Below are 16788 nucleotides of genomic sequence, written 5' to 3' on the forward strand. Positions count from 1 at the left end.
AATAGTGATGGAATTAGCTCCTAAGCGTTTCTCACTTGTCACACTTCATCCTCACGAAATCGGGATTAGCCTCAAAATGTATTATCAAGCCACATAATTGCATGGATAGACGCGCTCATGAAGATGATGAGCAAAATGAAGGAGCGTCCAAATCTCCCCCCAAGGGATATTACCTTGATCATTTTGAGCAATCAAATCCTATACACATTTGATCATTCGAAGTTGTTCTGAATTAACTCCCGACACACCATGAATTTAATACTCAAAAAAGCATTTACAGTAAGATGCGCTATACTTCCAAAATCATACTATTTATTTGTTCCTCCTCCTACGCAACAAGGATGTTATTATGGAATCTACACAGCAATTATCTCCTATAGGAATTGACTTAGGAGGAAAATTTACAGGAGTTTGCCTAACTCACCTTGAGACTTGTGAAGAAATCCCAAATCACTCAAATACCCAATATTCAGTTATATTAATGGATCAGAACAACTTTCAATTATCTCAGGAACCAAGAAGAACAACACGACACAGAATCAGGAATAAAAAAAGAAATCAATTTGTAAAACGTGTTGCACTACAATTAATTCAACATCTGATCTCAAGAGAGATCAATGTTAATGAAGAAACGGCGATCAGACATTATTTAAATAACAGAGGTTATACCTATCTGGATACGGATCTGGATGAATATTTAAAAGACGAATCCACAATTAACCTGCTAAAACAATTAACAGGCCACACCTCTGAATCCACATTCATTGACCGCTTTCTACAAAAAATGGAATATTTCGAATTTAGAGACGAGTTACAATCAAAAATCGCCCAACTCCCCCCCAATAAAGAATCAAAACAAACTATAAACAATATTAAAAATTTCATTATTGGTTTTGAAAAAAACAGCGTTGAAGGCCATCGCACCAGAAAACAGTATTTTCAAAATATCAAATCAGATATCGAAAATGACTATCGGCTTGACGATATAAAAAAAATACTCCCAACGGAATACCTCTCTAATATAATGGGGCATTTAAGTAATTTACAATGGAAAAACCTGCATCGGTACCTTGCAAAAGAGCAAAATCAATTCAATGAAACTGCTTTTTTCAATGAGTTTATCAGAATGCTCAAAGGGTTCAGACATTATAAAGGAAGCAGGGAGGCGATTGTCACTCATGAATTAATCCATCAGTTTGATACATCTCAACCTAACGAACATCTTAATTTATTAAAAAACACTTCTCCTGAATTAACTATCCCACCCTATGAAGCTAGAACCAATACGGGGATGGAAAAAGATCAAACTCTTTTACTCAATCCTGACGCACTCAACAGACTCTATCCAAACTGGCGGAGCTTAATACCAGGGATTCTCAATGCTCATCCATTTTTAGACCAGTCTCTCGATCATCTTAAATTCCGCGATCGTAAGCGCTTGCTTGATTCATCCTGTCAGGAGGAAAAAAGAGATGCATACATTTTACATCGGTATTTAGACATCAATAAAAAACTGGATCAGTTCAAAATTAAAAACCAACTTTCGTTTCTTTGTCATGGGAAGCAATTACCAACAAATTTATTTCAAATACATCAGCAAATGATTCAACATTTTACGCCTTCCTTAAGCAAAACCCTGATTGAAATATCACGTGCTTACAGCAAAGAAAGAGAAGACGCAGCGCAAGGAATCTGGTTTGAAAATATACATAACTTATGCGAACTATCTTATTTAAACCCTCCTAGAAAACAAAAAGTATTACCACTTCTTGTAGGCGCTGTCCTTGGAGTAAATTTTATCAATAATCAACAAAAATGGATTAAATTTAAGTTATTTTGGGACAGTCATAAAATAGGACGAACGTTATTAAAAAATAAATGTAAAGAAATTGAAGAGAACAGAAAGAAAACAGGCAATTTATTTAAAATTAAGTACGAAGAGTCATTACATCGACCTGATAAAACCTCAGACACTAATCTTGCCTCTATAATAAAAACGATACCTGATATTGTGCATGCTTTAAAAACGGCTCTTGGGCACGATGAACAGCAATCATCAATTTATAACAATCCCTTTAGCCTTGCTCAGCTCTATACCATTCTTGAAACCAAGCGAGATGGTTTTCATAAAAACTGTGTTGCTGTTACCTGTGAAAATTATTGGAGAACCCAAAAAACAAACGAAAATCCAGAGATCGCCTATGCCTCAAGACTACCCGCTGACAGCGCAAGGCCTTTTGATGGCATATTAACCCGAATGCTTCAACGGCTGGCTTATGAGATCAGCACACTCAAATGGGAGCAAATTAAAAATATTCCCAACAATACAAACCTTATACTTCCAATATACATTGAGCAGAATCGCTTCGAATTCGAGCAATCACTTAAAAAAATTAAAGGGAGCATAGACAAATCGCTTGAAAGTACTATTGCCAATCAAAACACCCATTGGGAAGAAAAATACCAGCGCATTATCAATGCATCAAATGATATTTGCCCCTATACAGGCTTATCGATTGGGGAGCAAGGAGAAATCGATCATATATACTCTCGTTCACTTTCAAAAAAACATTTTGGCATGGTATTCAATAGCGAAGCCAATCTCATATACTGTTCTTCCCAAGGTAATCATAAAAAACAAGAACAACATTATCTATTAGAACACCTAAGCCCAACCTATTTAAAGCATCAATTTGGAACGGAGCACATTAACGAAATAAAAGAGTTTATTTACCACAATGTTTCGAGCATCAAAGAATTCATCAGCTTTCACTTGCTTTCTCATGATCAACAAAAAGCAGCCAGACATGCCCTTTTTTTAGATACAGAGGATGAACTATTCAAAGTCATTACCAGATTTTTGATGACACAACAAAAAACACTGGTTAATGGGACACAAAAATTCTTAGGAAAAAAAATTATTGAATTGCTAGGCAATAAAGCGGAATCAAAGAACTTAAAGCTAGAATGTTCTATCAAACAAATAAGGTCCGAAGAAGTATATAACTACCGAAAATCACTTTCGCAACTTGATTCATGTTTTAAGAAAAGGACTGAGCAGCCATTTCCAAGCCATGTGGTCGATGCGACGATAACCATGGGGCTTGGACTTAATGAATACCCACAATTTCATCATGAACTCGATAAATATTGGTTCATCCAACATCTAATACCCAACGAAATTCATCTAAACCAAATTCAATCTAAAGAGAAATACAACAAAACAAAAATTAACAGTAGGGAATTATTTAAAGAATCCATCTATGCGGAGCATTTTATTCCTGTTTGGTTTAAAGGGGATCAAACGGCAATTGGATTTTCAGAAAAGTCGTTATTTGAGATAAAGCCATCCAATAAAGAAAAATTATTTGCTCTAATCAAAAAATACTCAACCAAAAACCCGGGCGATTCTTTATTGGAATTACAGAACTCTTCCAAAAGCAAGTGGGCTTATTTTCCAATAAACAAAACTCTTGCGCTGGGGTTCTTGCACACTTATTTTCATAAAGATATAGTTTCCCCTGATGATACCGATGCGCTTAATTTCATAAACACTCTTCGTTACTACACAATAAAAAAACCATTTACTATAAAGATTTTAAAAGACCCTATTCCCGATCTCAGTGTGAATTTTAAATCGACCAAAGGTGATGTTTTAGGCTCTTTTACCCATAAAATTATTTTGCCCGCCGCCAAAGATTGGGAAAAGCTTTATAAACACCCACGTTTTCTCTCCCTGAAAGAGAATCCAGATCAAAAAGAATTCAACCTGTTTATGCGTATGTATTTTCTATCGGAGACTAACCCAAGTTCAGAAAATAAACATAATAAAGACCCCCTAACATTACAAAAACATAATACTGTTCGAAAAGTGTTCTCACTTCCAATAGTCCCGGGAAACGCAGGCACAATGATGCGTATCCGTCGCAAAAATAATAAAGGCGCGCCTTTATATCAGCTTCAAACCATTGCAGGTACTCCAAGTAAAGGTATTCGAATTAATAATGGCAAACTAATCAATAAAGAAATTCTGATGAACGCTTATAAGACAAAAAATGTATCAACGATTAATGGAATCAATGACTCCAACATTCAGCACTATGCTCCATTTAATTATTGGCTCAGGCTACCTCTTGCAGGTTCAAAGTTAGATACAAAAATAATAAAGCTGGAAATGAAGCCCCACTCTAAAACAAGGCGTTATATACGAATTACTCAATCTTTAACCCATTTTGCTCAAACAATGACGGACGCTCTAATTATTAAACCCGATTACCTGAATTTGGATGACCCATTGAATATGCCCAATGAAATAGTATGTAAAAATAAGTTATTTGATAGTGAATTAAGCCCTCGTGATGGAAAAATAAAAATTACAGCCACAGGCCAATACGTAACTTATGAGTTTGAATCCAATCCAACACCATCATGGATTCAGCAAATCTACGTTACTGAATTAAAGAAAAAATCATGAAACATCTCACACTCTCTGAACATGGTAGTTTTTGTAAATTACAAGGAGAAAGAATCCTTGTATTTAATAAAGATCAAATGATCTTTGAATGCACTCTAAATCGTTTAAAAACGATAAGCATCGTCAAACAAGGCGTCACATTAACCTCAAATCTCCTCATTGCCTGCGCAATGAGAGGTATACAATTATTCATCATGGATTATACGGGTAAAGCCGTTTGCAGCGTGCAAGGAGGCCTTCATCGCACCGCCAAAGTGAGAGAAAATCAATTTAATTACATCAACTCAAACGCGGCAAAGAACACTGCAGTTCAATTCATTTTAGCCAAAATTAAAAACCAGGCTGCTGTTCTTAAATATTTTGGAAAAGCCAAAAACCGCCTTGAATCCGAAAAAATACACCTGCATAGCGCATCAAATCAAATTGGAACTATTGTTACACATTTAATCAATACCAATTGGTCAAAACATCAGGACTGGCGATTCATACTCTTGGGATTTGAAGGAAGTGCCGCCAAGATATATTGGGATGCAGTAAAAAAATCAGGATTAGTATGTGCCGATTTCGATGGAAGACGCCCAAGAAACAACAATGATATAACGAACTCCATGTTAAATTATGCTTATGCAATTTTATCCAGTTGGATTTGGCAAGCAATAACCAATGCTGGGCTGGAGTTATACGCTGGAATTTTACATACGTCCAAACCAGGTAAGCCATCACTCGTATTAGACATAATGGAGGAATTTCGACCCTGGTGCGCAGACAGGATCATTTTTAAACTTCATGCCCGCGCCCAAAAAAACCATGAACTATCCCCTGCGTTAAAAAAAGTATTAATCAGTGCAATGGCGCATCTCTATGCCAAACCTCTTCCATACCATAAACGAAGAATATCTCTGGAAAGCATTATTCAAAGACAAATTTATCACTTGTCTGCCGTGTTTTCAGGAGAAGGAAAATACAAAGGTTATTTATTTAAATGGTAAAAAAATGCAAATTCGACTCTATAAAGAATACATAATATCTTACGATATTGGCGACAACTCGATCCGACGCACAATATTCGAAAAACTAAAAGACATCGGTTTAACACCAATTCAAAAATCTGTCTTTTGGGGTTATTTAAATGAACCTGAGATAAGGTTTATAGCTAATTTTCTTAAAAAAGAACTCAATGAGCCTGATTCCGCATTTATTACACCTTGCACACTAGCAAAAGAGTCGGAAGTAAACCTCATCAATCTGAAATTAGATGAACTTAGGAAGCCGGATGGACACATCATTATTTAAGTTGCCTGTAAATATGATCAGACAGTACTGCTTTTGTCCTCGAATTGTTTACTACCATCAAGTAATTGGGCTTAAAGTTACCTATCCAGGCTGGGTTCACTATGGTGAAGAATACCAAAAAAAGCAACAAATACGAGATAAAAGAAGAACGCTCTCAAAGTTTAAACCACTTACTGAGCGAGCCGTGTTCACTCATAATGTAATGCTTGAGCATGCAGCTTATCCTTTCTATGGCATATGCGATGGATTAATAGAAGATGAACACGAGATAATACCTATTGAATTTAAATCATTTGCATCAAAAATTAACTTAGGGCAAAAATTACAATTGACTGCTTATGGATTGCTCGCCGAATTAATTTTTGAAAAACAATGCACTCGAGGCTATATCGTTACAGGTGAAAAGGGCAAACCCAAATTGGTTACTATAAATGAAAAATCTAAGTACAAATTGCTTGAAATTTGTGATAAAATCAAGAAAATAATAGAAACAGAATCGTTACCATATAGCACTGCAAATGGCTTGCAATGCATACAGTGTGAGTTTCTAAATCATTGTAATGATAGGTTTTAAATCGTTATATGCTCGTTATGAATACGAGCATAGTCAAACGATCCAATCTTTAATTTTGTTGATTTCAGGGTATCGAAATTTAGATGATTTCACATTTAATTATGGTCTGTTTTTTCGAAAAATCAAACATAAATTCTACAATTTGCTCTTTTTCGAAAATACACACCTCCCATTCTATTCAATTACATAGATTATTCATAGAATTAGGTGTGCTCTAATAATCCCTCATCTAAAAATCCAACCGCTGAAACGAATATGCAAACAATTGCAAAACATGGGAATTACTAATAATCCCTCATCTAAAAATCCAACCGCTGAAACCGTAAAATTCTACTATTTTATTTATTCTGCTGTGCTAATAATCCCTCATCTAAAAATCCAACCGCTGAAACTTAAATATTTTATCTTGCTCAAGCATCTTAGGATCTAATAATCCCTCATCTAAAAATCCAACCGCTGAAACGTAATTCGGCAGTACTTCTCTTTTGGTTTTATAACTAATAATCCCTCATCTAAAAATCCAACCGCTGAAACAATATTCGATCAACTACCGATACATCAAGTTTATTTCTAATAATCCCTCATCTAAAAATCCAACCGCTGAAACTTTCTGTGGTGTAACCCACTCTATGGAATAACCAGCTAATAATCCCTCATCTAAAAATCCAACCGCTGAAACAATTATGTTGAAACTGATGATCCCATAGATGGGACTAATAATCCCTCATCTAAAAATCCAACCGCTGAAACTTGATATAGATGCTTGAACGTTTTTATCTTGTATCTAATAATCCCTCATCTAAAAATCCAACCGCTGAAACAGATTATCCTGAGTTATCCTTGAGCACCCTCTCGCCTAATAATCCCTCATCTAAAAATCTCGACACTGAAACCCTGGTTAATTAATATTATAGAACAGGATACAATAACTAATGGTTTCAGCGTCTAAAAATCGAATCAGCTAGGCTTAAATGAGCTAGCTGGCTCAGTAGTTGATGCGCTATTTTGTAAGTGTTGTGCATCAAATTTTGCCAGTCCTTCCTGCACGTGTTTCTCAACAAGATCATTTCTTACCTTAACAAAGAAACTACCTGCTTTAGCTGGAGCAAAAATTCCATTAGTTTCAGCTCTCAATCGCTGTTCTTCTAATAATCTTAGCTTTTCAATTGATACAGCTTCCGGCTTAGTTAGATTAAAATCATTTTTTGTGCGCATCTCGATTCTCCACTTAAGTATAAAAACCGGACAATATAATTTAAAAACACGGATGCATGCAAGGAATTTGTACTTTTTTATAGTTGTGAAAAAAAATTACTTTATCTGAAAAACCCAAACAGCAAAAACAAATTATGAATTCATACCCCCTGGAATCAAGGTAAAATTGACGATAACTCCCCACGTTCTTAACCGAATCTCCCCTCGCCCCTGCGCGCAGCGTGGGGGAGAGGGAGACTGAATGAGTTGCCACGTTGAGCAAAGATATCAATCCAGAGAAGTACCCTAACCATGAAAAAATCCTAAAGAACCAATCTCTTTATAATCCCCTCATTTATTAAAGGCCATTCGCTGGATAATATACTAAAAATAACCGTATCAGTAATGGAACCATTGTGATGAATCATATGTTCACGAAGCACCCCCTCCTCCTTTGCTCCCAATTTTTTAAGATTGTTATATGAGCGCTCATTCTTGGGATCTGTAGCAATTTGAATTCGGTTAAACTGCCATTCTTCAATCGCCTGACGAAATAACAACCACATGCACTCAAGACTGATTTTCTTTCCCCAAACCTCAGGAGTAAGCCAACCATAGCCAACCTCTAAACGCCTGTGCTGCATGTCCATATCATAATAAGAACGACAACCAACAACCTGACCATCAACGTGACAACGAATCGCGTAGGTAATTTGTGTCCCCAGCGTCTGCTTGGTTAAATTTTCATAAAACCAATGATCAAAATACTCGTTATAGGCCTTCATTGGCATATAAGTCCAAATCCGTTCATCATTTGCAGCACGGCGCAATGATTCATAATGGGTCTTATCCAATAGTTCGAGATGAATGGACGGGCCAGAGAGGTTTTTTAGAACTAACGGATGATTAAGCATGGTGCTTTTCTTAATAATGAATTAAATAAGGTCAATTCAAGCTTATCAGCTCCAACCACAATAGTTCAACCCATCAGATTTTTTATCACTCTACCATACAGCAATTTCAGAACCAAAAAAAACAACATGATTGTTTAATATCCAATTCTTCCTTATAATCCGCATCAATAACAATAACAATAAGGTAATTTCATATGAAAAAATGGATCTTGGCAGCAGCAAGCAGCATGGTTATGTTTAATGCCTCTGCAAATGAAGGTTTTTGTGGATACAAAGATTTTTTCCATTTGAGTGATAAATCACATCCAGGAATATACGTTGTCAGTGGTTATAGCGAATCGGATGTCATTTTAGAACGAGTAGGCCCGCGCAGTTTTATAATTAGAGACGGTTTTGATTGTCGCTCAGGTTATGCCCATGTAACAGTAGCCTATGATACTGAAAACTGGTGCGTACTGGACATTAAAGACGGCCCATTTATGTACACACCAACCGTTACTGCATCATGCAAAGGCATACGCTATTTAGGCCTGAGCTACGACAGCTTTGGAAGCTATTCTTACTCAATTAATTTGGACTAAGAGCTCATTAACGCTTTTTGATCCCCAACGCAGACATTAGTGCGCGTGTCATATCGCGCACAAGCTGACGTACAATCTGGCGAAATAATGTATTTTTCGTAACAGCAGTGATAACTGACGGCTCATTTGTTTCATTACTCACCTTGGTTTTTGTGTTTTGCTGTTGTTCTGATGTGCTGTTTTGAGCAGCCAAAATTTCTTTCGCTGAGTTTCTCTCCTGACGTTGACGATAACGTGGATATAAAGTTGAAGTAGCAACAACCTGATTTAACTCTTGATCGGTTAAAACTCCCATCCGCGATTCAGGTGCTCGTATCATACATTGAATCAAAGGGGTCGGCTGACCTTTTCCATCCAAACTGCTGACCAAAGCTTCCCCAATACGCAATGCAGTTAACAATTGCTCCGTGTCATAATGTTCGGATGGGGGAAAATTCTGAGCGACCAATTTCATCGCTTTTCGATCTTTTGCTGTAAAAGCGCGCAAAGCGTGCTGAACTTTCAAACCCAACTGGCTTAATACACTTTCAGGAATATCATTAGGCGTTTGAGTACAAAATATGAGTCCGACTCCCTTGGAGCGAATTAATTTCACCATAGTATCCAGCAAACTCAGCAGGGCTTTACTGGCATTACTAAAGATAAGATGCGCTTCATCGATAAATAGAATGAGCTTGGGTTTGTCCGGATCGCCTAATTCAGGCATAGTTCTGTAAACGTCTGATAATAATTTCAGCATAAAGGTTGAAAACAATTTAGGCTTATCCTGCATATCCAAAAGCCGTAAAATTGAAATAACGCCCAAACCTTGTGCATTGGTTCGAACCAAATCCAAAACATTAAATGCAGGCTCACCAAAAAATCTGTCACCTCCCTGAGATTCCAATTCAATGATTTTACGCATAATCGTACCTACCGAGGACGAAGCAACACTGCCAAATCGCGCTTCAATTTTATTTTTTCCTGTATCGGTCTGAACAAATTGTAATAAAGCTTTCAAATCAGCCAACTCAATGAGCGGCAATTGCTCTTGCTTGGCGTATTCAAACAATACCGTTACAACCCCCTCCTGAGTATCGTTCACATCAAGCATACGGGCAAACAAGACGGGACCAAAATCAGAAACAGTTGAACGTAGCGGTACACCAGGATGAGACTCATTCAAGGTAAGAAATTCAACAGGAAAACCACGAGGATTAAAATCCAGATGCAAGGATTTGCTTCTTGTGATCATGGTCTCGGATGCATCCCCAGCCATAGCCAGACCAGAAACATCCCCTTTAATATCCATAACCAGGCTTGGTACTCCTGCTAATGAGAGTTGTTCACTCAAAACCTGAATGGTTTTAGTTTTTCCACTGCCTGTAGCTCCAGCTATCAACCCATGTCGATTAAAGGATTTTAACACCAGATTTACTGGAGCATCCGTAATGAGTTGATTTTCAACTTCAATACCACCCAATTGCAATGAAGGTAAGTTTCCGGTTTGGTAGGGAATACGTAAATCTTCATACATAAAAAGAATCCTTATCAATCAAATATCTTAAGTATAATCTTAAAACCCTGATATTGCTTTAATCCAGAATGAATCGTGCAGCCTGCTCTGCGATCATCATCACCGGAGCATTTGTGTTACCCGATACGACTTGCGGCATAATGGACGCATCAGCAATAACCAGTCCGGTAATGCCATGGACATGCAGACGAGAATCCACCACGGCCATGTCGTCATGCCCCATGCGGCAACTTCCCACTGGATGGTAGACGGTATCAGCACGTTGCCTTATTAACTGAATGATTTCTTCGTCTGAGGTTGCTTGATACAAAGGCCTGGCTTTAAAAGGAGAAAAAAGCTCATGCTCCATCAGTTCCTTGGTCATTTTATAAGCGCGCAACAGAATCTCTAAATCGTAATCATGAGCTAAAAAATTAGGATCAATTGCCGGAGCATGGAATGGATTTGCGGATTTCAATCGGATTCGACCACGACTTTTAGGACGAAGCACACAAAAATGCAGCGACATTCCTCGCGCGATATGAAACTTATGACAATGCGCGTCAACAATGCCCGGAACAAAATGCAATTGAATATCAGGCCTGGCTTGTCGTGCATCAGTAGAAATAAATCCACCCGCCTCTGCAAAATTTGTAGTCATCATCCCTGTTGCGTTGGTTTTATATTCACGATAGGCTTTAAAAATATCCCATAGAGCGGTGGGGCCAAAGCCTAAAAGATTGGAATGGTTGGCTTTGTATACATGGACATAGTCTGGATGATCATGAAAATTTTCTCCCACACCGGGCAATTCATGAATGCAGTTGACTCCATGACGTGATAACTCTTCTCGCGGCCCAACTCCCGACACCATTAATAAATGCGGTGTATTAATCGCTCCAGCACTTAATATAACGTTCTTTCTGGCGCGAAACTCTATGATGTTCCCTTTATGGCGTACACTTATTCCATGACAATGCGTACTGCGAATCAATAATTTTAAAACGCGCGCGCGGGTTAAAATCGTCAAATTGGCTCTAGTCAATATTGGGTCCAGGAATGCATCTGCTGCGCAATGGCGTTTGCCTGCTTTCTGAGTCACCTGATATAACCCAATTCCAGACTGACTTACTCCATTAAAATCGGGATTATAGCCATACCCACAAGCTTTTCCTGCCTCAACAAACAATTGCGATACTGGATTAGGACTTAGTAAATCATTTACAGCCAACTCACCTTCTTGTCCATGATATGAATCATTAATTCGGTAGTTGTGCTCAATTTTTTTAAAAAGAGGCAAAACTGAATCATAAGACCAGTCCTTTGATGTAGTTTGCGCCCATTCATCATAATCTTCGCTTTGCCCTCTGATATAAATCATGGCATTAATAGCACTGGAACCACCTAGCGCTTTACCTCTAGGCTGATAGCCGCGTCGATTATAAAGTCCTGGTTGCGGCTCAGTCCAATAATGCCAGTTCTTGAGCCAAAAAGGCATGGTCAAAACAGTGAGAAAAGGAATTTGAATCAGAGGAGATTTATTACTGCCCCCTGCCTCAACAAGTAGCACTTGATTCGCCGGGTTTTCACTTAATCGGGAAGCAAGTACGCAACCAGCACTTCCTCCACCTACAATAATGTAATCAAATTCCATGCTCATGTTATCCATTGATTAAAAAGCAGGTTTTAATAACGCGGTTGAATTACAATGCTTATTTAAGCATCACAACTCAAGTACACTGTGAGCAAATACCATATATATTCAGCGCGTGATCCGTCATTTTAAAATGTGCTTTTTCCGCAATAACTTTCTGTCGTTGTTCAATGATCTCATCAACAAACTCTTCTACTCGGCCGCATTTTACACAAACCAAATGATCATGATGCTCACCCTGACTCAATTCAAAAACGGAATAACCCCCTTCAAAATTGTGACGGGACACTAATCCGGCTGCTTCGAACTGGGTAAGAACCCGATACACAGTAGCCAGACCAACATCTTCACCTGTTTCCAATAAAGCCTTATAGACATCCTCAGCGCTTAAATGATGATTACGAGATTGTTCTAAAATTTGCAGTACCTTCAAGCGCGGCAGGGTAATTTTTAATCCGGCTTCTTTTAACTGCTGACTCTCTTCCACTTGTGCTCCTTAACAGTAATGAATTTGCACCCGTTTAGTGGTGTCTTTAAATAAATGGCATGTTATTATGGCGAAATTTTTCACGGTAGGCAAAAAATATGCGAATAATAACCCTTATAGTAACACTCATTTTATCATTAACTTTGACTCAATGTGCATCCTATGATTTTGCCAGACGCATCAATCAGCAAGGGAACTTGCTTCCCCAATCAAAAGTTGAGCGATTAAGAGTAGGAATGAGCAAAAATGACGCGGCTATTTTAATGGGAACCAGCCTAATGAGCCCTACATTTAATAACGATCGCTGGGATTATGCATATACCTGGCGTCGAGGTATGGGCAGCATGACCATCAAAACCGTTGTTATTTATTTTAAAGGAAACTCGATAAGTCGAATTGAACACAAACCCTAATCACAAGCGGCACCCTGGCAAATATCATAATCCAGGATGCGCTGTCCTTAAGTCAGGTTTGTTATTCCAAAACATCCATTCATACGTTTGGAAGATGATTTATTGATAAGAAATTGAAACATGGGGGGCACTGAATGCCAGCATACAGTGCCTTAAGCTGGTAGTTCCTTGCTGTAGAGAGAGGAGCCAAGAAAAGACGGGCATCGCGTTAAAAAGCCGCCTGATTTATTTTCTTAAGCGGGCTTTCTGACGTCTTTTCTCTTTAGGATCACACTGTAATGGCCGATATAATTCGACCCGATCGCCATCTTTAAGTACCGTATCCCTGGCAATCTGCTTCGCAAATATGCCCACGGGCAAATCCCTGGTTTCTGGATGAGAATCAAAGATCCCTGATGCCGTTAAAGCATCTGCTACGCAGGACCCGGGGTTTAATGCTAAATCAAAATGCACAACAGTGCCTTCCTTGGCAATGTAAACCACCTCAACTTTTACCATAGATAACCTCTGCCCGGTCACAAAATGCATCAACCATTTTATCGGTTACTTGATCGAACACAGGGCCAAGAAGCATGGAAAATATTTTTCCAGAAAATTCAAACTCTAGGTCAAAGGAAATTTTGCAGCCATCCTCTACCTCATCGAAACGCCAAAAACCTTCCAAATGGCTGAAAGGACCATCAACAAGGCGAATTTCGATCATTTTGTTAACTTGCAAACGATTGCGGGTAGTAAATGATTTGCTCATTCCCGCAGCGCCGATAACTAAGGTAGCCTGTACTTCATCGTCATCTCGATGATGTACGGTACTTTCTGCGCAATAAGGAAGAAATTCCGCATAATGGTCAACATCATTAACCAAACCATACATTTGTTCACAAGTATAATTGACTATTCGTGATCTTTTTACAATTGGCATTACACAGCTCCTTGAATCTGCTTATTAAGCCAAAGACTCAGGTCTTTGATTTCTTCATAACAAATGGAATGTTCCATTGGGTATTGTTGAAAAGAAATATCATTATATCCTTTATTCAATAACCAATCTCTACTTTGTTGAGTCCATAAAGGTAAAACAAGGGGATCAAATTGACCCGAGCCCATAAAAAAGGGAGTACTTTTATCCAATCGAGGGTTACTCGTTCCAGCCAGGGGCAAATAGGCCGATAATGCAATGACACCGCCTAAAGTATGTTCTGTATGAAGCGCAGTGTGCAGCGCCATTGCCCCACCTTGTGAAAACCCAGCAAGATAGAGTTGAGAATATTGAAAACCGTCATCGCACTGAGAATTCATTACTTTTCGAATTATTTCTTCTGATTGCTCAATGCCTTGTCTGTCTTCCCTGTCCAACAATTTCATTCCAACAATGTCATACCATGCGGGCATGACCATACCACCATTCAAAGTTACAGGGCGTGAGGGGGCATCAATAAATACATGCCGTATTGCCGCATCCTTAATCATTAACTGATCTGTCAATCCCATCATATCAGACGCATCAGCACCTAACCCATGCAGCCATATAACACATGCCTGTGCCTTTTCCTGCGGATCGTTTATATATACGCTCAAAATTGGTTCTCCACCAAAAAACTCAAATTATCGCCAATGAAATGGAGCAGCGCAAGTTAAGTATTCTTAAACAACAGAATTAATCGAGGCTCTAACCATCGCCAATGAGTCAATGACGATACAAATAAGGATTTGAGTCACCGGATTCAAAAAAAACCAAGGTACTTTAAAATTCAATCAATACACGAAACGCATCACTGCCCTATTTAAATTTAGAGCCAGGGTCGATATTCTCTTGCATTTTTATGTATAAAATTTTATCATAGTGTTTACCATTGAAATGGTTAGGTGTCGTTTGATTGGATAACCTGCCGCTGCATTGATTAAGCTCATTTTAGTGAGAGCTCTATAAATCTCACGCATAAAGCAGAGGTAAATAGATGAAATGTCAACAGCCCCTAACTGAAGCTTTCCCTATGATGCTAAAAATACAGCATTTTTAGTAAGAACACAGATGATGTTTAACGCTTATTGAGACATGAACGAATGATAAAGCAACTGATTAAGGAACTGGCAAGCAGACCTTCTACCAGTACACTAAGCAACGATGATTGGTTCTTGTACAGTAAACAATATCATGAATTAGAAGATTCATTACGTTCCTCATTCATCCATGTTCTTGCAACCCACAGCGGTGTCTCATCCTCACAGATATTAATCGCGTTAACTAGCCTGAATCAAGAAGACACTGATTTGGTAAACCAAAGAGACATGTTATCAGAGCTTCAAGCTGCCCAGGAAACTGCTTCTGAAAAAATCATCCAGATGCAAGATAGAAGTTGTTTTAAAAATATCGATATGGAATCCTTAACTATTTCTCGTGCAGAATGGCTAACCATTATCAAGAAATATGAGCAACAGAACAGGCACAATGTGACACCTACGTTCTTTTTTAGCACTCTAAGCTCCATCAGAAAAATACCCTATGACGACCTGACACACTCATTAAGCAAATCGCAACCCTCCAGAATGGCAAAGCGAAGCATTTTCAGAGAAGATGCACCGCCAGTCAAAAGAACATTTCAGTCGTTTCGCAAAGATGATGGCTTTAATCCACTCATTCTCGAAGAGACCGATGAAAATCGTTATCTTCAACCTCAAATTGAAGCTACTGGTGCACGATATGACAAGATGTTTCCGGCCACCCCCGATAAACGCTATCCGGCAGTGGTTAAAACTCCCGGAGGAAATAAAGCAAGACCACTTTGCAGAATAGATGGTCAAACTTTATTTAAACACTTAACGCCTGTAAGCCAAGCCCCCAAAAAAGGTCGGCTCAGCTTGCTTGATATATCACGGGAAGAGTTATTGGCCGCTATACCAAAGTTAAATTTAGAACAGGCTCAGGAAATACGATTTGTAGCCACGTTAGAAGGAATACAGGAGCGTTCCGGCTTGTCAAGACGACACAGTCAATTTTCGATTACCAAGGCAAAAGCCAGCGATGTATTTCGGGCTCATGGTATTGAAATTAAACCAGCTGAAGGACGATCATTTCATTGGTCGCATCTAATAGCCCATTTTTTAGCAGACACCCAGGAATTAACCACTGATACTCCCGAAAAGGAAATTATTAACCTGGTCCCCACTACAGATGCAGCAAATTATAATACCCTCGAAGCTGTTGAACTGTATATCAGAAAGAAACTGATTGACGAAGACACCAATAATATCCTTATTAAAGTAACCCCGGAATACACTGGTCAATCCCATATCCCTAATATGCTTACTTACGCGTTGTCCTGGGTCGAATGCTATGATAAACAACACGAACAGATTTTCTATATAAATCCTCAGTCGTATCAACGCATTACCAAAAGCATGCACGACTCAATTGATGTACTAAGAGAAAATAGCCATACCGTTCAGGATGATTGGCCCCCGTCAAGTGGCTTTAAATTTTAATTGGACAAAAAAAAGCCTTTGTAATCAAAAATGATTCAGGCGTTCATTTCTCTTTTATCAATAAATTTCATATAATAAAATTTTAGTATTGGCCTCGATCATGACCCGTTACTTTGCATTTTTAATTTGTGTTACAGCATTACTGATATCCGCTTGTGGACAAAAGGGCCCATTGTATTTACCAGCTCCTGAAAAAAAACCTCCGTCTGAATCATCCCAAAGAGATTGA

16 protein-coding genes and 1 CRISPR repeat array are annotated in these 16788 nt (G+C 38.4%); of the genes, 8 read left to right on the forward strand and 8 right to left on the reverse strand.

Translation table 11 applies throughout. The features are described from left to right. Window positions 1–349 precede the first annotated feature (349 nt). From cas9 to cas4, 4 genes are read left to right on the forward strand one after another with little or no spacing between them, the layout of a single operon-like run. Window positions 350–4474, forward strand: a complete 4125-nt coding sequence (gene cas9, locus ELY21_RS09035) for a type II-B CRISPR-associated RNA-guided endonuclease Cas9/Csx12 (protein ID WP_127108862.1) — start codon at window positions 350–352, stop codon at window positions 4472–4474. Beyond that, a complete protein-coding gene (cas1, locus tag ELY21_RS09040; RefSeq protein ID WP_127108864.1) occupies window positions 4471–5463 on the forward strand; it encodes a CRISPR-associated endonuclease Cas1 in 993 nt (330 codons plus the stop codon). Before cas9 ends, cas1 begins: the two co-directional genes overlap by 4 nt. Window positions 5464–5467: 4 nt before the next feature. Next, window positions 5468–5767 carry a CRISPR-associated endonuclease Cas2 gene (gene cas2 / locus ELY21_RS09045; protein ID WP_158618537.1) on the forward strand — a complete coding sequence of 100 codons (300 nt, stop codon included), beginning with the start codon at window positions 5468–5470 and terminating at the stop codon, window positions 5765–5767. After that, the gene (gene cas4 / locus ELY21_RS09050; RefSeq protein ID WP_158618538.1) at window positions 5748–6341 is read left to right on the forward strand and encodes a CRISPR-associated protein Cas4; all 594 of its coding nucleotides are present in this window, start codon (window positions 5748–5750) and stop codon (window positions 6339–6341) included. The genes cas2 and cas4 overlap by 20 nt, the downstream gene beginning before the upstream one ends. 214 nt (window positions 6342–6555) lie before the next feature. After that, window positions 6556–7234: a CRISPR direct-repeat array (repeat unit 37 nt; unit sequence CTAATAATCCCTCATCTAAAAATCCAACCGCTGAAAC). 64 nt (window positions 7235–7298) lie between these two features. On the opposite strand, the gene ELY21_RS09055 is transcribed toward cas4, so the two are convergent. Both ELY21_RS09055 and ELY21_RS09060 read right to left on the reverse strand, forming a co-directional pair. Then, entirely contained in the window at window positions 7299–7556 is a 258-nt protein-coding gene (locus tag ELY21_RS09055; protein WP_127108870.1) for a hypothetical protein, read from the reverse strand. 302 nt (window positions 7557–7858) lie between these two features. After that, window positions 7859–8449 (reverse strand): GNAT family N-acetyltransferase, encoded by a 591-nt coding sequence (locus tag ELY21_RS09060; protein ID WP_127108871.1) that lies wholly within the window; start codon window positions 8447–8449, stop codon window positions 7859–7861. A 194-nt stretch (window positions 8450–8643) separates the two neighbouring features. Here ELY21_RS09060 and ELY21_RS09065 point away from each other — a divergent pair, with 194 nt between their 5' ends. Beyond that, entirely contained in the window at window positions 8644–9030 is a 387-nt protein-coding gene (locus ELY21_RS09065) for a hypothetical protein (protein ID WP_028385500.1), read from the forward strand. A 7-nt stretch (window positions 9031–9037) separates the two neighbouring features. On the opposite strand, the gene ELY21_RS09070 is transcribed toward ELY21_RS09065, so the two are convergent. The 3 genes from ELY21_RS09070 to fur all read right to left on the reverse strand — a co-directional run bounded on the left by ELY21_RS09070 (window position 9038) and on the right by fur (window position 12666). Beyond that, window positions 9038–10546, reverse strand: a complete 1509-nt coding sequence (locus tag ELY21_RS09070) for a helicase HerA-like domain-containing protein (protein ID WP_127108873.1) — start codon at window positions 10544–10546, stop codon at window positions 9038–9040. A 58-nt stretch (window positions 10547–10604) separates the two neighbouring features. Continuing rightward, window positions 10605–12179, reverse strand: a complete 1575-nt coding sequence (locus ELY21_RS09075) for a GMC family oxidoreductase (protein ID WP_127108923.1) — start codon at window positions 12177–12179, stop codon at window positions 10605–10607. A gap of 76 nt (window positions 12180–12255) precedes the next feature. Next, window positions 12256–12666, reverse strand: coding sequence for a ferric iron uptake transcriptional regulator (gene fur / locus ELY21_RS09080; RefSeq protein WP_028385503.1), 411 nt, complete (start codon window positions 12664–12666; stop codon window positions 12256–12258). A gap of 98 nt (window positions 12667–12764) precedes the next feature. On the opposite strand from fur, the gene ELY21_RS09085 reads away from it, so the two are divergent. Then, complete coding sequence (locus tag ELY21_RS09085; protein WP_127108875.1) at window positions 12765–13079, forward strand: outer membrane protein assembly factor BamE; 315 nt, start codon at window positions 12765–12767, stop codon at window positions 13077–13079. Between the two features lie 225 nt (window positions 13080–13304). Here the strand turns inward: ELY21_RS09085 and ELY21_RS09090 are convergent, their stop codons facing one another. The 3 genes from ELY21_RS09090 to ELY21_RS09100 are packed head-to-tail and all read right to left on the reverse strand — an operon-like array spanning window position 13305 to window position 14642. Then, a complete protein-coding gene (locus tag ELY21_RS09090; protein WP_028385505.1) occupies window positions 13305–13577 on the reverse strand; it encodes an RnfH family protein in 273 nt (90 codons plus the stop codon). Continuing rightward, on the reverse strand, window positions 13564–13998 hold the full coding sequence (locus ELY21_RS09095) for a type II toxin-antitoxin system RatA family toxin (RefSeq protein ID WP_028385506.1): 435 nt from the start codon (window positions 13996–13998) through the stop codon (window positions 13564–13566). Before ELY21_RS09095 ends, ELY21_RS09090 begins: the two co-directional genes overlap by 14 nt. Next, window positions 13998–14642 (reverse strand): alpha/beta hydrolase-fold protein, encoded by a 645-nt coding sequence (locus tag ELY21_RS09100; protein ID WP_199741687.1) that lies wholly within the window; start codon window positions 14640–14642, stop codon window positions 13998–14000. Before ELY21_RS09100 ends, ELY21_RS09095 begins: the two co-directional genes overlap by 1 nt. Before the next feature lie 498 nt (window positions 14643–15140). On the opposite strand from ELY21_RS09100, the gene ELY21_RS09105 reads away from it, so the two are divergent. Further along, window positions 15141–16559: a hypothetical protein gene (locus ELY21_RS09105; RefSeq protein ID WP_127108879.1), complete on the forward strand. Its 1419-nt coding sequence runs from the start codon at window positions 15141–15143 to the stop codon at window positions 16557–16559. 100 nt (window positions 16560–16659) lie between these two features. Further along, complete coding sequence (locus tag ELY21_RS09110) at window positions 16660–16788, forward strand: lipoprotein (protein ID WP_199741685.1); 129 nt, start codon at window positions 16660–16662, stop codon at window positions 16786–16788.

It is taken from the genome of Legionella sp. km535, from assembly GCF_003990085.1.
GTDB lineage: Bacteria > Pseudomonadota > Gammaproteobacteria > Legionellales > Legionellaceae > Legionella > Legionella moravica.